General features: G+C 62.1%; 13 protein-coding genes, 5 pseudogenes and 1 riboswitch. Of the genes and pseudogenes, 7 read left to right on the top strand and 11 right to left on the bottom strand.

Annotated elements, in window-relative coordinates:
* Positions 1–8 precede the first annotated feature (8 nt).
* Both ACZ1HK_RS16320 and ACZ1HK_RS16315 read left to right on the top strand, forming a co-directional pair.
* Positions 9–1,988: an OmpA family protein gene (locus ACZ1HK_RS16320; protein WP_472629580.1), complete on the top strand. Its 1,980-nt coding sequence runs from the start codon at positions 9–11 to the stop codon at positions 1,986–1,988.
* Entirely contained in the window at positions 1,985–2,314 is a 330-nt protein-coding gene (locus ACZ1HK_RS16315; RefSeq protein ID WP_368477420.1) for a hypothetical protein, read from the top strand. The genes ACZ1HK_RS16320 and ACZ1HK_RS16315 overlap by 4 nt, the downstream gene beginning before the upstream one ends.
* A gap of 179 nt (positions 2,315–2,493) precedes the next feature.
* On the opposite strand, the gene ACZ1HK_RS16310 is transcribed toward ACZ1HK_RS16315, so the two are convergent.
* From ACZ1HK_RS16310 to ACZ1HK_RS16295, 4 genes are all read right to left on the bottom strand, one after another.
* Complete coding sequence (locus tag ACZ1HK_RS16310; protein WP_472629579.1) at positions 2,494–2,937, bottom strand: molybdenum cofactor biosynthesis protein MoaE; 444 nt, start codon at positions 2,935–2,937, stop codon at positions 2,494–2,496.
* Between the two features lie 3 nt (positions 2,938–2,940).
* Positions 2,941–3,186, bottom strand: coding sequence for a molybdopterin converting factor subunit 1 (gene moaD, locus ACZ1HK_RS16305; protein WP_472629578.1), 246 nt, complete (start codon positions 3,184–3,186; stop codon positions 2,941–2,943).
* A complete protein-coding gene (pgsA, locus tag ACZ1HK_RS16300; RefSeq protein ID WP_472629577.1) occupies positions 3,186–3,878 on the bottom strand; it encodes a CDP-diacylglycerol--glycerol-3-phosphate 3-phosphatidyltransferase in 693 nt (230 codons plus the stop codon). Before pgsA ends, moaD begins: the two co-directional genes overlap by 1 nt.
* Before the next feature lie 153 nt (positions 3,879–4,031).
* Complete coding sequence (locus tag ACZ1HK_RS16295; protein ID WP_472629576.1) at positions 4,032–4,454, bottom strand: hypothetical protein; 423 nt, start codon at positions 4,452–4,454, stop codon at positions 4,032–4,034.
* Positions 4,455–4,691: 237 nt separating this feature from the next.
* Positions 4,692–4,895: riboswitch (cobalamin riboswitch) on the top strand.
* A gap of 106 nt (positions 4,896–5,001) precedes the next feature.
* Between ACZ1HK_RS16295 and ACZ1HK_RS16290 the strand changes: the two genes are divergently transcribed.
* The 4 genes from ACZ1HK_RS16290 (at position 5,002) to ACZ1HK_RS16275 (ending at position 8,182) form a co-directional block, all read left to right on the top strand.
* A complete protein-coding gene (locus ACZ1HK_RS16290) occupies positions 5,002–5,412 on the top strand; it encodes a DUF1636 family protein (protein ID WP_472629575.1) in 411 nt (136 codons plus the stop codon).
* Positions 5,409–6,425 (top strand): ABC transporter ATP-binding protein, encoded by a 1,017-nt coding sequence (locus ACZ1HK_RS16285; protein ID WP_472629574.1) that lies wholly within the window; start codon positions 5,409–5,411, stop codon positions 6,423–6,425. Before ACZ1HK_RS16290 ends, ACZ1HK_RS16285 begins: the two co-directional genes overlap by 4 nt.
* Positions 6,379–7,140 (top strand): ABC transporter substrate-binding protein, encoded by a 762-nt coding sequence (locus ACZ1HK_RS16280; protein ID WP_472629573.1) that lies wholly within the window; start codon positions 6,379–6,381, stop codon positions 7,138–7,140. The genes ACZ1HK_RS16285 and ACZ1HK_RS16280 overlap by 47 nt, the downstream gene beginning before the upstream one ends.
* 145 nt (positions 7,141–7,285) lie before the next feature.
* Positions 7,286–8,182 carry a FecCD family ABC transporter permease gene (locus tag ACZ1HK_RS16275; RefSeq protein WP_472629572.1) on the top strand — a complete coding sequence of 299 codons (897 nt, stop codon included), beginning with the start codon at positions 7,286–7,288 and terminating at the stop codon, positions 8,180–8,182.
* A 13-nt stretch (positions 8,183–8,195) separates the two neighbouring features.
* Here the strand turns inward: ACZ1HK_RS16275 and uvrC are convergent, their stop codons facing one another.
* The 7 genes and pseudogenes from uvrC to ACZ1HK_RS16240 form a co-directional block, all read right to left on the bottom strand.
* Positions 8,196–10,064 carry an excinuclease ABC subunit UvrC gene (uvrC, locus tag ACZ1HK_RS16270; protein ID WP_472629571.1) on the bottom strand — a complete coding sequence of 623 codons (1,869 nt, stop codon included), beginning with the start codon at positions 10,062–10,064 and terminating at the stop codon, positions 8,196–8,198.
* A gap of 291 nt (positions 10,065–10,355) precedes the next feature.
* Positions 10,356–11,129, bottom strand: coding sequence for an SDR family oxidoreductase (locus ACZ1HK_RS16265; RefSeq protein ID WP_472629570.1), 774 nt, complete (start codon positions 11,127–11,129; stop codon positions 10,356–10,358).
* Between the two features lie 15 nt (positions 11,130–11,144).
* A pseudogene (locus ACZ1HK_RS16260) lies at positions 11,145–12,091 on the bottom strand (calcium/sodium antiporter).
* Positions 12,084–12,284, bottom strand: coding sequence for a hypothetical protein (locus ACZ1HK_RS16255; RefSeq protein ID WP_472629569.1), 201 nt, complete (start codon positions 12,282–12,284; stop codon positions 12,084–12,086). The pseudogene ACZ1HK_RS16260 and the gene ACZ1HK_RS16255 overlap by 8 nt, the downstream one beginning before the upstream one ends.
* Positions 12,284–13,082, bottom strand: a pseudogene (locus tag ACZ1HK_RS16250) (S49 family peptidase). The gene ACZ1HK_RS16255 and the pseudogene ACZ1HK_RS16250 overlap by 1 nt, the downstream one beginning before the upstream one ends.
* A gap of 74 nt (positions 13,083–13,156) precedes the next feature.
* A pseudogene (locus ACZ1HK_RS16245) lies at positions 13,157–14,594 on the bottom strand (class I adenylate-forming enzyme family protein).
* Positions 14,591–15,411, bottom strand: a pseudogene (locus ACZ1HK_RS16240) (fumarylacetoacetate hydrolase family protein). Before ACZ1HK_RS16240 ends, ACZ1HK_RS16245 begins: the two co-directional pseudogenes overlap by 4 nt.
* Positions 15,412–15,443: 32 nt before the next feature.
* Here ACZ1HK_RS16240 and ACZ1HK_RS16235 point away from each other — a divergent pair.
* A pseudogene (locus ACZ1HK_RS16235) lies at positions 15,444–15,968 on the top strand (PfkB family carbohydrate kinase); the annotation flags it as partial.
* Positions 15,969–15,975 lie beyond the last annotated feature (7 nt).

Genomic DNA, 15,975 nt, shown 5'->3' with positions numbered 1-15,975 from the left:
CAACGCCCATGTCGATATCCGAACGCATATCCGCACTGGTCGGGCCAGCCTCCTTCGTGGTGGCGGGCGGGCTCTCTGTTGGCGTCGCCATCTTTGCGGCTCTGGTGATTGAGCGGCGTACCGAAGAAGACATCGGTACCGCGCTGGAAGCCGATGGGATCACTTGGGTCGAAGTGTCCGCCAATGGTCTGCAGGTGTTCCTCGATGGCGAGGCCCCGGATGAGGCCGCCCGGTTCCGTGCCCAAACGCGGGCGTCGGCGATTATCGACGCGGACCGCGTCGTCAACCGCCTCGACGTTGCCGCACAGGACTTTTCCGCGCCCCCGCGCTTTTCGCTCGACATGTTGCGCAACGGCGATGGGATCCAGTTGATTGGCCTGATCCCCGCACCCGAAGGCGATGAAGCCTTCGCCGTCGCCGAAGCCATCGCGGATATCGCGGGCGAGGCGGACGTTGTGAACATGATCGAAACCGCAGAAATGGCAGCGCCCGATACCTGGGCCGACGCGTTGGCCTTTGGTCTACGCGCACTGCAAACATTGCCGCGATCGAAAGTGACGGTTCTAGCGGATCGTGTGGAAATTGAAGCGGTCGGTGAGACGCGCGAAGAACGGGCGGAGTTCATCGCGCGCCTCCAGCAAAACCAACCGGAAGGCGTGCAGGTCGTGTTGGATATCTCGGCCCCGCGCCCCGTCATCACACCCTTTGCGCTTCGGTTTGTGCGGGACGAAGACGGCGGACGGTTTGAGACCTGCACCGCTGACACAACGCAAACGCGCGATCAGATCGTCGCCGCAGGACGGGCAGCCGGGGCAACTGGGACCGTCCCCTGCACGATCGGGCTTGGCGTGCCATCCCCGTCTTGGGGCGATGCTGTCGAAACGGCGCTGGAGGCCCTGGCAGAGCTTGGCACAGGCAGCGTGACCTTCTCAGACGCGGACGTCACGCTGATCGCGGCGGAGCGGACCGAGCAAGACCATTTCGATACCGTCGTCGGGGAATTGGGCGCAGCCCTGCCTGACCTCTTCTCCCTTCAAGCCGTGCTGCCAGAGCCAGAAACCCTTGCAAGCACCGGACCCGCACGGTTCACCGCAACGCTGGATCCGGATACGGGCGCACGTCTGCGCGGCCGCTTGCCAGACGGGGCCATCGGCGCTTCGGTCCAGACCTTTGCCACCGCTCTGTTCGGGGCCGACCGGACTGATGTAGCGACACGCTCGGTCACGGACCTGCCGCAGGGCTGGTCCGTGCGCGTCATGGCAGGCCTGAACGCCTTGTCAGAATTGAACTCAGGGCAATTGACGGTCGAGCCTGACACCTTGCGTCTGACCGGCGAAACCGGTGATCAAGAGATGGTCTCGCAACTCACACGCATGTTGTCGGAAGATTTGGGGCAAGGCGCGAATTTCCAGCTCGACGTGAGTTATGTCGAAGCCCTGGATCCGATTGCCTCGCAACCGACCGATGAGGAATGCGTTGCACGTATCCGCGCTATTCAGGATGAGACAAAGATCACCTTTGATCCCGGATCGACTGAGATCAATGAAACGGCCGGGCGCGTGCTGGACCAGATTGCCGAAGTCCTTCCGGATTGCTTGCACGTCCGCATGGAAATTGGCGGACACACAGACGCGCAGGGCGGCGAGACGATGAACCTCAACCTCAGCCAGGCACGCGCCGATGCCGTTTTGAACGGCCTTCTTGCGCGCGGCATCCTGATCTCGAACCTGACGGCCCAAGGCTATGGCGAAAGCCAACCCATTGCCGACAACGAGACGGAGGAGGGTCGCGAACAAAACCGTCGGATCGAATTCCGGCTTCTGGCCTCCGCCGAAGTTGCCGGGCTTGCGGCCGGTGAAGACGACCAACCGCGCACACGTGCGGGCATTCTGGCACAAGGCGCGATCGCCGACTGGCCGTTCGAGGCCCGCCCCTGCCCCGCCCCGACGTGGACGGCGAGAATTAAGACGAAAGCAGCAGCCCCATGAACCGCCTCGAATTCATCATCGCAATCGCCATTATCCTCTTCGTCGCCTTCGCGCTGGGATGGCTGGCGCATTGGCTGGTTACGCGGTTCAACCAGGTGTCCTCCGCCGATCTGGGTGAAATGGAGAACCTGGCGCGCGCATTGCATGACGCGGAAGAAACCCGGGATCAGGCAATTGCCTATCTCCAGCAACGGGAGGGCGAGTTGACCAATCAGCTGAGCCAGACCGAGGCTGAACTGCGCGCCGCCATGGAAGGGCTTCGCGAAGCCCGGACGGAAGCGGAAGAGCTTCGCACATATGTGGAAAGCGTCAACCAGGGCAATTGAACGCCTGAAAGGGATTGCGCCGACTTCGTCGTCGCCGGGGGCCGCGCGCGCCTCCGGCGCGCGCGGCAGGGTACATCCACGATACCATCGCTCGACTTGGTGAGGTTGATTGGGGGCGCTGCCCCGTCGCCACGGCGACTCCCCGGCATATTTTCAGAACAAAGAAGGGCGGGCGAGGGCTACCACCGATTAAGGGCGTCTTCGTCTTCATCCTTGGCGGCGACCCAATCCGCACCGCGCGCCGTGATCTCGCGTTTCCAGAATGGCGCGCGGGACTTGAGGTAATCCATCAGGAAATCCGCGGCCTCAAATGCATCGCGTCGATGTGGCGCGGCGGTTGCAACCATCATGATGGTCTCACCGGGGCTGAGGCGCCCGTAGCGGTGGATGATCACCGCGTCGATCAGCCTGAACCGATCCATTGCCTGCGCCCGGATGTCGCCCAGGGCCTTTTCCGTCATACCAGGATAGTGCTCGATCTCCATCGCCTGAAGATCACCCTCACTCACGTCACGCGTAATGCCTGTGAAAGTGACAATGGCGCCGGAACCATCGACGCGCTGCGAGAAGGCGGAAAGGACGGCTCCCGGATCAAACGCGCGGTCACTGACGTCGATGCTCATCCTTCATCCCCCGGTCATGGGCGGGAAAAAGGCAACTTCCTTGGCGCCTGCAATCGACGCATCAAATGGCACAAGCTCCTGATCCACGGCCGCACGAATAGCGTTGGTGTCGGAGAATGCGAAGGCGTGCGCATCGGACAGCGCTTTGAGGTCTTCGATCAGGTCGGCCACCGTTTCGGCGCGCGTCTCAACCGTCTCATGACCGGTACCAATGCGCTCGCGGAGCCAGGCGAAGTAGCGAATATCCATTACTGGGGCTCCTTCAGGAAGGGACGGGCCTTCTGGAAATAATCCCATCCGGTGAGCGCTGTCAGCAGTGCGGACAGCCACAGCAAAGCGACCCCCAGAAGTTCGCTCCACTGGTAGCCAACGAAGATCCAACGCAAGTTGAATTCATCCTCCACCGTTCCCGCGAGGATGCCTTCAATCAGGCCCGCATCCATGCCGACCGACAGCGCCCAAAGGTAGTGGGCGAAGAGGCCGAAGCAGAACAGGAAGCCTATGGCGAACATCTGGACCGTGGTTTTCCATTTCGCGAGCTTTGTCACCTTCAACTCCTTCGCCGAAGCGCCAAGGAATTCGCGGAGGCCCGAGACAAAAATCTCACGGAACAGGATCACGAGGATCGGGATCAGGAAGATGGGTTTCAGGGCCAGACTGCCCGCCGCGAAATCGACGCCATAAAGGGCCAGAAGGACAGCGAGCGCGATCACCACCATGGCCTTGTCGGCAATCGGATCGAGCATCGCGCCGAACCGGGTTTCCTGGCCCCATCTGCGCGCCAGAAGGCCGTCGAGATAGTCCGTAAGTGACGCCGACATGAAGAGGATCAGGGCCACCCAATCGGAAAAGGGACGCGGCAGCAAAAGGAAGACAAGACCCACCATCGGCGCCGCGATGAGGCGCACGAGGGTCAAAATATTGGGCAGGGTCCAGCGCATGGGCCCTTGTTAGCCGGGATACGAGGCCGGGGCCAGAGGGGGCGGGCGCACGGCGGCGTGCTCACGCGTGAGCAAGGGGGTTAAGGCTTTGAAAGGGAACGGAATTGTGGATTTTGTTTACGTTTTGTTAAGGGATCGAGGATCGTACGAACCCTATCCCTTCTTGCCCTCAATCAGCGCAACCAAATCGGGAGCCGTTTGCCGTAACGGTGCGCAAAGGGCGACACGATCGCTCGCATCGCAGTGGTCGCTTGCCCCGAAAGAGAGCGCCGCATCCCTCAAAGCGGCACAGGCTTTATCCCAGGGGGCCGCAAGAAACTGCGTGCCATCCGTCTCTTGGTGATACGCCCGTTCCCCATCAACCCTACCCGCGCGGTCGAACACGGCCCGCGACATCAGCAGGAGGCCCGACCTTATGGGCGCGTCGCCGACCGTTCGGCCAATGCTCAAAACATCTTCGAAACCTTCAGAGAGCACATCCCTGACAATGCCGTTTTGCGTCATCCAGCTTTGCCAGACCCTGGCGATACGGTCCGGCGCTTCGGTTGTGTTGTCGAGGATAACCCCGGGTGCCAAGTGGTTTTGCAACCCTCATCAAACCGTTGCGTGCGAAGCAGCGCCACTTAGCCAGCCGTCTGAGGAATTGGCGTTGATCCACTGTGCCAGCCCCACGTTGATGCCGGTGAACCTCTTCAATGCCACCGCCCGCCATGGTCACGCGCCAAGCGCTAACCGAACCAGCGCGCCCAACCATCACTTGTTGGCATTTCCCCGATCTCGCCAATTCTATTGCAAGCCTCACGGAATCAACCTACGCGTTACCCAGCAATTGGTCCCACGCCTTGTGGGTTAATAGGGAACATGGTGCGGCGCTGTCGATAGGTGCCAAGTCCGTGACTGCCCCCGCAACTGTAAGCGGTGAGCGCGTTGCATCAGGTCACTGGGTCCGCCCCGGGAAGGCCGCAAATGCGCCCAGACCCGCAAAGTCAGGAGACCTGCCTGTTGCTCGATCCAACCGTAACCCGGGCGGGGCGCCCGGTGGAGGAGACAGGTATGGCACATACGGCACGCGCCGCAGACCGATCCGGTTCCCCGATGCCCCCGCATATGCGCGGAGGGCGACATGCGCCGGACCACACCCAATCATCGCATCTCGGTTTGCACATCCTGTACCCACACGGGCAGCCCGTGCCAGCCGGGATATGACCTGATCAAACGCCTCCGCGCGGCGATTGATGCAGCCGGTGACGCCATCCCTGAGGCATTCGAGATTTCGGGTGTCGCCTGCATGGCGGGCTGCGACCGCCCGTGCACCGTCGCCTATCATGGCACGCGCAAGGCGACCTATCTGTTCGGCGACATTGATGCCGACGCGGACATCGACGACCTTGTCGCCTTTGCGCGCCAATATGCCGTGTTGCATGACGGATGGTGCAGTTCAGTCGACAGGCCCGGCAAATTGCGCCGCACCGCACTCGCCCGTGTTCCTGCAGCCATGACGATCGTTGAGCACAGCCCGGAGCCGGTCCAATGAGCGCGGCGGAACTGGTTGTCGAAAACGCCTCATGGGCGTCGCGCGGGACGGAAGGATTTTCGCTGCACGCCACCAGCTTCACCGTTGCGGCCGGTCGGCTGTTGGGCATCGTCGGGCCAAACGGGGCGGGTAAGTCGAGCCTGTTGCGGCTGCTTTATCGCTACAACATGCCCGCCACGGGCCGGATCATGGTTGGGGGCGACGACATCTGGGCGATGCCGCCTCGCAAAGCCGCACAGAAGATTGCTGCCGTTCTGCAGGAACACCCCACCGACTTTGCGCTGACGGTTGGCGAAATCGTTGCCTTGGGGCGCGTGCCCCATCGCGCTGGCTTCAGCGCAGGCGGTGCGGCAGAGAACGAGATTGTCGAAGCGGCGCTTCTGAAACTCGATCTTGCGCACTTGGCGTTTCGCCAAATGGGGACACTTTCCGGGGGTGAACGGCAGCGGGTCATGGTTGCCCGTGCGCTGGCACAGGAACCACAGGTGCTGATCCTGGACGAGCCGACAAATCACCTCGATATCCGCCATCAGCTTGAAGTGCTCGATCTGATCCGAAACCTCGACCTGACGGTCGTGACCAGCCTGCACGATCTGAACCTTGCCGCCGGCCTGTGCGACGACCTTCTGATCCTCAAACAGGGCAAGACACTGGCCTGCGGCACCCCAGCCGAGGTGCTGACCGAAGACCTTGTGACCAACGCGTTCCGGGTCGACGCGCGGGCCGATTGGCTCAACCGTTCGGACACGCGGCACTTCACCTTCCATTTGCAAAACGAAAGGTCCCCCTGCAATGAAAACGCTCACCTTATCGGCAGCCTTCAGCCTCATAGGGACGGTCGCCCTGGCGCAGACAACCGTTCAATCCTGCGAAAGGGAGGTCACATTCGACAGCGTGCCTCAGGCCGCGATTTCCAACGATGTGAACCTGACCGAGATGATGCTGGTCCTGGGGCTGACCGACCACATGATCGGCTACACCGGCGTTTCCGGCTGGAACAAGCTGGAGCCTGAAATCCGTGAAGGCGTGGAAGAGCTGCCAGAACTGTCCGAGCGTTACCCCTCGCTTGAGGTGCTGGCCGGGGCCGATGCGGATTTCTTCTTTGCCGGTTGGAACTACGGCATGCGCGTCGGCGGTGAAGTGACGCCCGAGACGCTCGAACGGTTCGGCATCAACGTCTACGAGCTCAGCGAAAGCTGCATTCATGTCGGCGTGGAGCAGGAGGTCACACTCGATCTGATGTACAACGATCTGCGCAACCTGGGCGCCATCTTCGGCGTCGAAGACCGTGCGGAGGAATTGATCGCGGGGTATGAGGCGGAACTGGCCGCGATCATCGCAGGCCTCGATACCGATGGCGACGCACCCCGGGTGTTTGTCTACGATAGTGGCGAAGACGCGCCCTTCACCGCGGGCCACTTTGCCATCCCGACCGCGATGATTGAAGCGGCCGGGGGCGTGAACATCATGGATGATTTCCGCGAAAGCTGGGGCACGGTCAGCTGGGAAGCGGTGGTAGAGCGGGACCCGGAGGTCATCATCATCGTGAACTATGGCGAAGTGACCGCAGACCAGAAGATGGACTTCCTGCGCACCAACCCGGCCCTGTCGGGCATCAGCGCCGTTCAGAACAACCGCTTCGTGGTTCTGGAATATGTCGAAGCCACGCCAGGCCCACGCAACATCGACGCCGTGGCCCGCCTGGCCGAGGCCTTCTGGCCGGAATGAGCGTGACGTCCAGAGATCGTGCCCTAGGGCGGAGGGGCAATTTGCCCCTCCTGATCCTTGTGGGTTTGACGGCGTTGGTCTTGTCCATCAGCGCCGCGATCTCTGTCGGGGCCGTCTCGGTCCCGTTCCGGACAGTCTGGGGGTCATGTCCGAACAGATCGGTCTTGGCCTGGTCACGCCGGATTGGACCCAGGGCCAGGCGGCCGTTGTTTGGGAAATCCGCTTTCCGCGTGCCCTGCTGGCCGCGATTGTGGGCGCGGGCCTGGCCGTTGTTGGCGCAAGCCTTCAAGCCGTCACACGCAACCCATTGGCTGATCCGCATTTGCTGGGGATTTCTTCGGGCGGGGCCTTTGGGGCGATCCTTGCGCTTCTCCACACCGGCTTGTTTCTTGGATTACTGACGGTCCCGGTTCTGGCATTCCTGGGGGCCTTGGCGGCCACAGGGGCCGTGCTGGCCGTGTCGCGCTTTACCGGGGCCAGCAGTGCGGATCGTTTGGTTCTGACCGGCGTAGCCGTCTCATTCGTCATAATGGCGCTGGCCAATCTTCTGATAATTCTGGGCGATCCACGGGCGGCTCATACGGTCGTCTTCTGGATGTTGGGCGGGCTTGGCCTCGCGCAATGGAGCCACCTGATCTACCCGCTTGTCGTGCTGGTGCCATGCGTCATCTGGCTGTGGCGCCGGGCGGCAGACCTCAATGCAATGACCATTGGGGATGAGACCGCCACATCGCTTGGGATCTCTGTGGTCGGGTTCCGCCGCCTGGTCTTCATCGCATGCGCTCTGATCACCGGCGTCATGGTGGCCTTCTCAGGCATGATCGGGTTTGTTGGGCTGATGATCCCGCACATTGTCCGCGCCATGGTTGGCGGCGACTATACGCGCGTGTTGCCTTGGTCGGCCCTTGCCGGGGCCATTTTCCTCCTCTGGGCCGACATCGTGGCCCGCACCGTCATGGCGCCCGAGGACATGCCGATCGGGATTGTCACCGGGCTCATCGGCGGTGTGTTCTTCGTGGCCTTGCTGCGGCAGAAAAGGTGAAGACGGCCCGCCGTTATCCACCCTCGTGGAAATGGTCGTAGATCTTCTGCGCCAGCCCCTCTGACACGCCGTCGACTGCCTTGAGGTCCGCCAAGTTCGCGCGCGTCACCGCCTTGGCCGACCCGAAATGCGCCAGCAGCGCGCGTTTGCGCGCCGCCCCCACGCCCGGCACATCGTCCAGCGGCGTCGCCGACACAGCTTTCGAACGTTTCTGGCGATGCGCGCCAATGGCAAAGCGGTGGGCCTCATCCCGCAGGCGTTGCACGAAATACAGAACCGGATCGTTGCGTTTCAGTGCAAACACCGACTGCCCCGGGCGGTAGAATTCTTCCTTGCCCTGATCGCGGTCGATGCCTTTGGCCACACCGATGAACGGCACGTCTTCGACGCCGAGATCGTCCATGATTTCCTTCACGGCGCTGATCTGCCCCGCGCCGCCGTCGATCAGCAGCAGATCGGGCCAGGCCTCGGTCTCTCGATCCGGGTCCTCTTTCAGAAGGCGTTTGAAGCGGCGGTTCAGGACCTCTTTCATCATGCCGAAATCGTCGCCCGGGGTCAGCTCTTCGCCCCGAATGTTGAACTTGCGATACTGGCTTTTCATGAAGCCATCAGGCCCCGCCACGATCATCCCGCCCACGGCATTGGTGCCTTGAATGTGAGAGTTGTCGTAGACCTCGATCCGCTTGGGCGGACCATCCAGATCGAACGCCTCGGCCAGCCCGCGCAAGCAGCTTCCCTGCGCCTGGCTTTCGGCCATCGAGCGGCCGAGGCTTTCACGGGCATTGCGCCGCGCGCCTTCGACAAGCTCCAGCTTCTCGCCACGCTGGGGGACGAGGATCTCGACCTTCGTGCCGCGCTTCTGGGACAGCGCGTCGGCCATCAGGTCCATGTTTTCGACCGGATGTGAGAGGATGACCTGACGCGGCACATCCTTGGTGTCGTAGAACTGGCCAACAAAGGCCTCCAACACCTCGGGTTCTTCGATATCTGGACCTATGCGCGGATAGTAATCCTTGTTGCCCCAATTCTGATTGGCGCGGATGAAGAAGACCTGCACGCAGGCCTGCCCGCCTTCCATGTGTAGCGCGATCACGTCGGCCTCCCGCACGCCGCGCGGGTTGATGCCTTGCGCCGATTGCACGTTGGTGAGTGCGCGGATGCGGTCGCGCAGGGCGGCGGCGCGTTCGAACTCCATCTGTGCGCTCGCCTCGGCCATCTGGTCGGCCAGATTGGCCTGCAACTCCGTGCTGTCGCCTTTCAGGAACCGCATGGCATCGGCGACCGACGCCTCGTACTCCTTTTCGCTGATATAGCCGACGCAGGGGCCGGAGCAGCGCTTGATCTGGTAGAGCAGGCAAGGCCGCGTGCGCGCCTCGAAAGTGGCATCGGTGCAGTTGCGCAAAAGGAAAACCTTTTGCAGCTGGTTGAGCGTGCGGTTCACCGCGCCGGCCGACGCGAAGGGGCCGAAATACTCGCCCTTCTCCTTCTTCGCGCCCCGGTGCTTCTTGATCTGCGGAAAGGCATGGGTGCGGCTGACAAGGATATTCGGGAAGCTCTTGTCGTCGCGCAGCAGCACGTTGAACTTGGGCTTGAGCTGCTTGATGAGGTTCTGTTCCAGCAGCAGCGCCTCGGTCTCCGTCCGGGTCGTGAGGAACATCATCGACGCGGTTTCGCGGATCATGCGCGCAATGCGGGGGCTGTGCCCCGACGGTTTGGCATAATTCGACACGCGCCGCTTCAGCGCGCGAGCTTTACCGACATAAAGGACACGCGATTGCTCATCCAGCATCCGGTAGACGCCAGGGCTGTTGTCGAGCGTCTTGAGGTATCCCTGGATCACCTCATGGCCGGTTTTCGGCTGATTTTCGGTCTCATTTTTCATCGAATTTCACGGCTTCGTGATTCTTTGCTGCGCTGCAACGGATCGGAGGCTCCATCAACCCATAAGCTTTCCACCGTTTCTGTGGATAACCTTGCGGAAAACTATTTGGCACATGGATTTTTCCTTTGTTTTTGGCACCTTTCTACGCTTTGCACAATTTTTAGGCGATTAAATACAGCGTTGTTTTCATTGATTATTTTCCACCTGTATACCGCGTGTAAATAATCCCTAACGAAACCTTTACAAAACCGTTACGTCGCATCGCCCGGTGGAGAATCGCGTTCCGCAGCGTCACTCTACACCGACGACATCCGGTGTCTCCCACCCCAGATGCTGGCCGCCATCCACGCAAATCAACTGCCCCGTGACTGATTTTGCAGTCAGGAAATAGCGCAGCGCTTCGCAGATCGCTTGCGGGTCTGCGCCTCGCCGCAAAATAGTGGCCGCGCGTTGCTTGGCGAAGTGCTCAGCCGACTGGCGCCCACCCTGCATGGTCGGGCCTGGGCCGATGGCGTTGACGCGGCATTTGGGGGCCAGCGCTTGGGCGGCGGTGCGGGTGAACGCCCACAGGCCCATCTTGGCAATGGTATAGGTCATGAACTCAGGCGTCAGCTTGTGAACGCGCTGATCGCACATGTTGATGACTAGACCGCGGGCAACGGGTTCGTTGTTTGCATCGATGGCCGGGTCGGGCAGCCCGGCGGCCAGCGCCTGCGTCAGGACAAAGGGCGCGCGCAGGTTGGATTCCATGTGGCGATCCCAGTTGTCGCGGGTGGCGCTTTCGATGTTGTCATAGTCAAAAACAGACGCGTTGTTGATCAGGACCTCAACCGGCCCAAGCGCCTCGACCACGCGCGGCATCAGGGTTTGGACCGCGTCCTCGTCCAGCAGGTCGGCCTGCAGGGCAACGGCCTTCACGCCAAGGGCGCGAATATCCTCGCAGGTTTCTTCAGCCGCCTCGGCGCTGCCATTGTAGTGGACGGCGATGTCATGGCCTTGGCTGGCCAGCTCCAGTGCCATGGCCCGGCCCAGCCGTTTGGCGGCGCCTGTTACAAGTGCTGTCATTCTTTGGTGCTCCCCTCAGATCAGGAGGATCACGATATAGCCCGCATAAAGCGCAGAAAAGGCCAGACCGACGCCGCGCCCCATCGGAAGCTGTTTGAAGACAAACGGGATCAGAACCAGCGATGCGCCGCGAGCATGACCCAAAGGTCGAAGCGCAGGATGCCGGGATCGACGGGGATCGGGCCAACAAGCGTGGCGATGCCGATGATGGCGAGCAGGTTGAACACGTTTGAGCCGATGACATTGCCGATGGCCACGTCGGCTTGCTTTCGGAACGCGGCCATCACAGTCGTGGCCAACTCGGGCAATGAGGTACCAACGGCCACAAGCGTCAGGCCGATGACTGTGTCCGAGATACCGTAGGCCGTGGCGATTTCCGTGGCGCTGTCGATCAAAAGGTTCGCGCCCAGCGGCAGGCCGATCAGGCCCAGCACAAGGTAGGCCCCGATCTTCCACCACTCCATGTTCGGATCGGCCTCTTCGAGGTCATCGGTGTCATCGGCGCAGGCATCGCGGTGGGCTTTGGCGGACCGCACGGCGTCGCCGAGCATGATGGCAAGGCCCGCCAGCAGGATCAGACCGTGCCACCACGTAAGCGGCCCCAGGAAACAGAGTGCGATGAAAAGGACGCTGGCCCCCAGCATGAACACGAATTCACGCCGCGTGTCCGAGGTTGCGCCAAGGCCCGCCAACAGGGCAGGCACGCCCAGCACAAGCAGGACATTGGCGGTGTTGGAACCTACGACATTGCCCAGCGCAAGGCCCGGCACGTCTTCCAGAATTGACTGGATCGAAATCAGGAGTTCGGGTGCCGAGGTGCCAAATGCCACGATGGTCAACGACACGATCAACGCGGGAATGCCAAGGCGCAGGGCCAGGTTGACCGCCCCTTTGACCAACACGTCGCCCGCCAAAAGCAGGATCACCAGTCCGAGGATCGCAAAACCGAACTCGTCAGCCATTCCCGCCCTCGCGGCAGGCGCGGCATGGACCACCACGCAGGTTCATGCGACCGCATTTCGGGCAAGTCTTGGGTTTGGGAAGCGCGCCCCGCTTTTCGCGGCCCACGCCTTTCGCGCCGCCGGGCCAGCGCAGCCGGCCAAACATCGCCAGCACCGCCATGCCAATCAGGAAAAGGGAAATGATCTTGATCATCACGACAGACCATACCTTGCGTAAAGCGCACGCTCCTGCAGGCCAAGGTCCACATCTTCCATGATCTGCGCCCCGAACCGGGACAGCAGGCCTTTTTTCGGCCCGTGCACCGCAAAGCGCACCTTGTCGCCGTAAAGCTCTTTCATCTTGGGCACGAGGTGCCCGATCCCATCGGCAAGCCCAAGCTCTACGCCCTTCGCACCGGTCCAGAACGCACCTGTGAACAGGTCCTGATCGGCCAGCTTGTCGCCACGCCGCGCTTTCACATGGTCGATGAACGCGGCATGAATATCGCGCTGTATGTCCTTGAGGCGTTCGATGTCTTCTGCGCGTTCGGGCCGGAACGGATCGAGGATGGATTTATCCTCGCCCGCCGTATGCACGCGCCGTTCCACACCGATCTTCTGCATCGCCTCCACAAAGCCGAAGCTCGCCGAAATCACGCCGATGGAACCGACGATGGACGACGGGTCGACCCAGATTTCATCGCCCGCACAGGCCAGCCAGTAACCACCCGAGGCCGCCACATCCTCGACAAAGGAATGGACCTTGATCTCTTTCTCTTCGGCCAAGCCGCCGGATGCGCGCCGCGACCAGAGCCGATTGAACAGGCGAGCCGCCGGGCGAATTGATCGACAGCGCCACCGCCGCGGGCTTGCCCTTGGCAAACGCCTTTTCGATCACGCTGGCATAGCCCGCATCACTGATCCCACCCCGCGCGCCAGCCGCAATCGCGCCCTGCAGGCGGATGACCGACACCAGGGGCTCGGATTTCAGGAACGGAATAAAACGTTTCATTGCCTTGGCGATGTAGGCCGCGCGAGCATTGGCAACAAGGAGAGGGTGCGCGATTTCTCCCCCTGTTGCGGTTCTCACAACCTTTTGCGGAGCTCGGTCTTCAAAACCTTGCCGTAATTGTTCTTCGGAAGCTCTGGCACGGCGATATAGGCCTTGGGCCGCTTGAAGCGCGCGATCTGAGACAGGCAATGGGCATCAAGCGCCGCCTCATCCAGGTCGGACGCCACAACAAAGGCGACAACATCCTCGCCCCACTCCGCGCTTGGGCGGCCCACGACCGAGACCTCGACGACAGACGGGTGGGTCAGCAGAACCTCTTCCACCTCACGTGGATAGATGTTTGACCCGCCCGAGATGATTACATCCTTTGAGCGGTCCTGCAGGGTCAGATAGCCATCTTCGTCCAGCAGGCCGACATCCCCGGTCATCAGCCAACCTTCCTTTAGCGTCTTCTGTGTCGCTTCAGGGTTTTGCCAGTAACCCGGCATGACAGGCGCCCCCTTCACCATGATCTCGCCGATTTCACCCGGCGCGGCATCCACCTTGACCTCCACCAAGGACTGCGCGCGTCCAACAGACAGCAAGCGTGCACCCCAGCGCGGGTGCGTATCGGTCCGCGACATCAGCGCGAGACAGCGCGGTGATCGCCATGGGGCACTCACCCTGCCCGTAGATCTGCACGAATTTCGGTCCCATCCACGCGACCGCATCCTCAATATCAGCGCGGTACATCGGACCGCCGCCATAGACGATGGTCTTGATCCCCTCGCCCACCGCGCCCCGCGCCTTGGCCTCATCCAGCAGACGACGGACCATGGTGGGCGCCATGAACATGGAGGTCGGGCCATGGGCTTTGGACAAAGCCAAGACTTCAGCTGGGTCAAAGCCGCCCGAGGCAGGCGCGATATGGCGCGCGCCCATGCGAACGTGAATGGGCGCGTAGATGCCTGCCCCATGGCTCATCGGGGCCGCATAAAGCGCCGCGTCGTCCGGGCCGACCGGGTCGACGTCTATGGGGTAACAGGTTGAGGTCGCGGCAATCATGCCATGGGTGATCTGAACGCCCTTGGGTTTGCCCGTGGTGCCAGAGGTATAAAACAGCCAGGCGAGGTCCGAGGCGTCACATGGGGCGAGGGGAATGGGATCGGCGGTGATGGTGCCGAAGGGGACCGCGTTCGGCGCATCAAGGCCATCACTCACAAAGCAAAGCGTAGCGCCCGCATCGTCAAGGATGAACGCCGCCTCTTTCGGGTGGAGCTTGGCATTGACCGGAACGGCAACGGCCCCGGCCCACCAGATGCCAAACATCGCGATCAGATAGTCCGGGCAGTTCCTGGCAAAGATGCCAACCCGGTCCCCCGGCGCGATGCCTTGGGCGTGCAGGCCACCGGCAAGGCAAGCGGCGTGCTCGGCGAATTGCCCATAACTGGCCACAAGGTCTCCGCCCAGCAAAAGTGCCGGGGTTTCGCCGCGTGTGGCAGCGGTCCGGGCCAGCCAGCCCGCGATGTTCACGCGGCGCGCACCGGAAGGCGCTGCTCCCCAAGTCCGTCGATGCCCAACCGCATCTCCTGCCCATCGCGCAGGAAGACCTGCGGGCGTTTGCCCATGCCAACACCCGGGGGCGTGCCGGTGGTGATGACATCACCTGGCTCCAACGTCATGAAGCGCGAGATATATTCGACAAGGAAAGCGGGCTTGAAGATCATCGTATCGGTTGTGCCGTCCTGCATGCGCTGGCCATCAACCTCCAGCCAGATCGACCGCCCCGTGGGCTCGCCCAACTCATCCGCCGTCACCAACCACGGACCAATCGGCGCAAACGTGTCGTAGCTTTTGCCCTTGGTCCATTGGCCGCCCATCTCTTGCTGGTACGCCCGCTCGGACACATCGTTGACCACACAATAGCCCGCGATATGCGCGGCCCCATCCGCTGGCGTGCTTGGCGGTTTGGCCGATGATGATGCCCAGCTCGACCTCCCAATCGGTCTTTTCGCTGCCGGGTGGCAGGATCACGGGGTCATGGGGGCCGGAAATCGCGGTGGTGGCTTTCATGAAAACCACAGGCTCGGTCGGCACGTCCCAGCCGCCCTCAGCCGCGTGGTCCGCATAGTTGAGGCCGACACAGACCAAGCTTGCCGGGCCGTGCGACGCATGCACCAAGGCGCGTGTCCCCGACCGGAGGAAGGCTTTCGACATCGATCTCGGGGAGTGCCGCAAGGAACGCGCCATCGATATCGCCCGTGATCCCGCTCAGGTCGCGCACTTGCCCCTCGGCGTCCAGAACCCCCGGCTTTTCTGAACCGGCCTCACCCCACCTTACGAACCGCATCGCGTCTCTCCCTTGAATAAGTTGTGGCCATCATGCTTCGCTGTTTGAGCAAGGGAAAGAGGGGTCGCATGCCCGATATCATCATCCTCGGCGTCTTCGTCGCCGACGCCGCCTACCGGACCAAGAAGATGCCGGTGACCGGCCAGACGCTCCTGGGAACAGGGTTCCAGCTTGGACCAGGCGGCAAAGGCTCCAACCAGGCCGTCGCTGCGGCGAAAGCAGGCGGCGATGTGGGCTTTCTCAGCCGGATCGGCGCGGACACGTTCGGGCAGATGGGGCGCGACGTGTGGGCCGAGGCCGGCGTGAGGCCGCTGGTGATAGAAGACCCTGAGCGGCCGACAGGCTCAGCAGGCATCTTCATCGAAGAGGCGACAGGCAAGAACGCCATCGTGATTGTGCCGGGGGCCGCCGGGGCGATTGGCGTGGCGGATGTGGAGGCTCAGGCCAGCGCGATTGCAGGCGCCAAAGTGGCGATGACCCAGTTGGAACAGCCCATGGACGCAGCGGAGCGGTTCTTGCAGATCGCGGCAGAGGCGGGTGTCACCACCATCCTGAACCCGGCCC

The sequence above is a fragment of the Gymnodinialimonas sp. JB5-7 genome (assembly GCF_055693405.1).
The sequence above is the reverse complement of the archived record's forward strand: the minus strand, read 5'-3'. Positions and strand labels throughout refer to the sequence as shown.

Excerpts from the sequence above, each read along its gene's own strand:
- ACZ1HK_RS16320 (WP_472629580.1), top strand. The coding sequence starts at position 9 with ATGTCGATATCCGAACGCATATCCGCACTGGTCGGGCCAGCCTCCTTC.
- ACZ1HK_RS16315 (WP_368477420.1), top strand. The coding sequence starts at position 1,985 with ATGAACCGCCTCGAATTCATCATCGCAATCGCCATTATCCTCTTCGTC.
- ACZ1HK_RS16310 (WP_472629579.1), bottom strand. The coding sequence starts at position 2,937 with ATGAGCATCGACGTCAGTGACCGCGCGTTTGATCCGGGAGCCGTCCTT.
- moaD (WP_472629578.1), bottom strand. The coding sequence starts at position 3,186 with ATGGATATTCGCTACTTCGCCTGGCTCCGCGAGCGCATTGGTACCGGT.
- pgsA (WP_472629577.1), bottom strand. The coding sequence starts at position 3,878 with ATGCGCTGGACCCTGCCCAATATTTTGACCCTCGTGCGCCTCATCGCG.
- ACZ1HK_RS16290 (WP_472629575.1), top strand. The coding sequence starts at position 5,002 with ATGCGCCGGACCACACCCAATCATCGCATCTCGGTTTGCACATCCTGT.
- ACZ1HK_RS16285 (WP_472629574.1), top strand. The coding sequence starts at position 5,409 with ATGAGCGCGGCGGAACTGGTTGTCGAAAACGCCTCATGGGCGTCGCGC.
- ACZ1HK_RS16280 (WP_472629573.1), top strand. The coding sequence starts at position 6,379 with ATGATCGGCTACACCGGCGTTTCCGGCTGGAACAAGCTGGAGCCTGAA.
- ACZ1HK_RS16275 (WP_472629572.1), top strand. The coding sequence starts at position 7,286 with ATGTCCGAACAGATCGGTCTTGGCCTGGTCACGCCGGATTGGACCCAG.
- uvrC (WP_472629571.1), bottom strand. The coding sequence starts at position 10,064 with ATGAAAAATGAGACCGAAAATCAGCCGAAAACCGGCCATGAGGTGATC.
- ACZ1HK_RS16265 (WP_472629570.1), bottom strand. The coding sequence starts at position 11,129 with ATGACAGCACTTGTAACAGGCGCCGCCAAACGGCTGGGCCGGGCCATG.
- ACZ1HK_RS16255 (WP_472629569.1), bottom strand. The coding sequence starts at position 12,284 with ATGATCAAGATCATTTCCCTTTTCCTGATTGGCATGGCGGTGCTGGCG.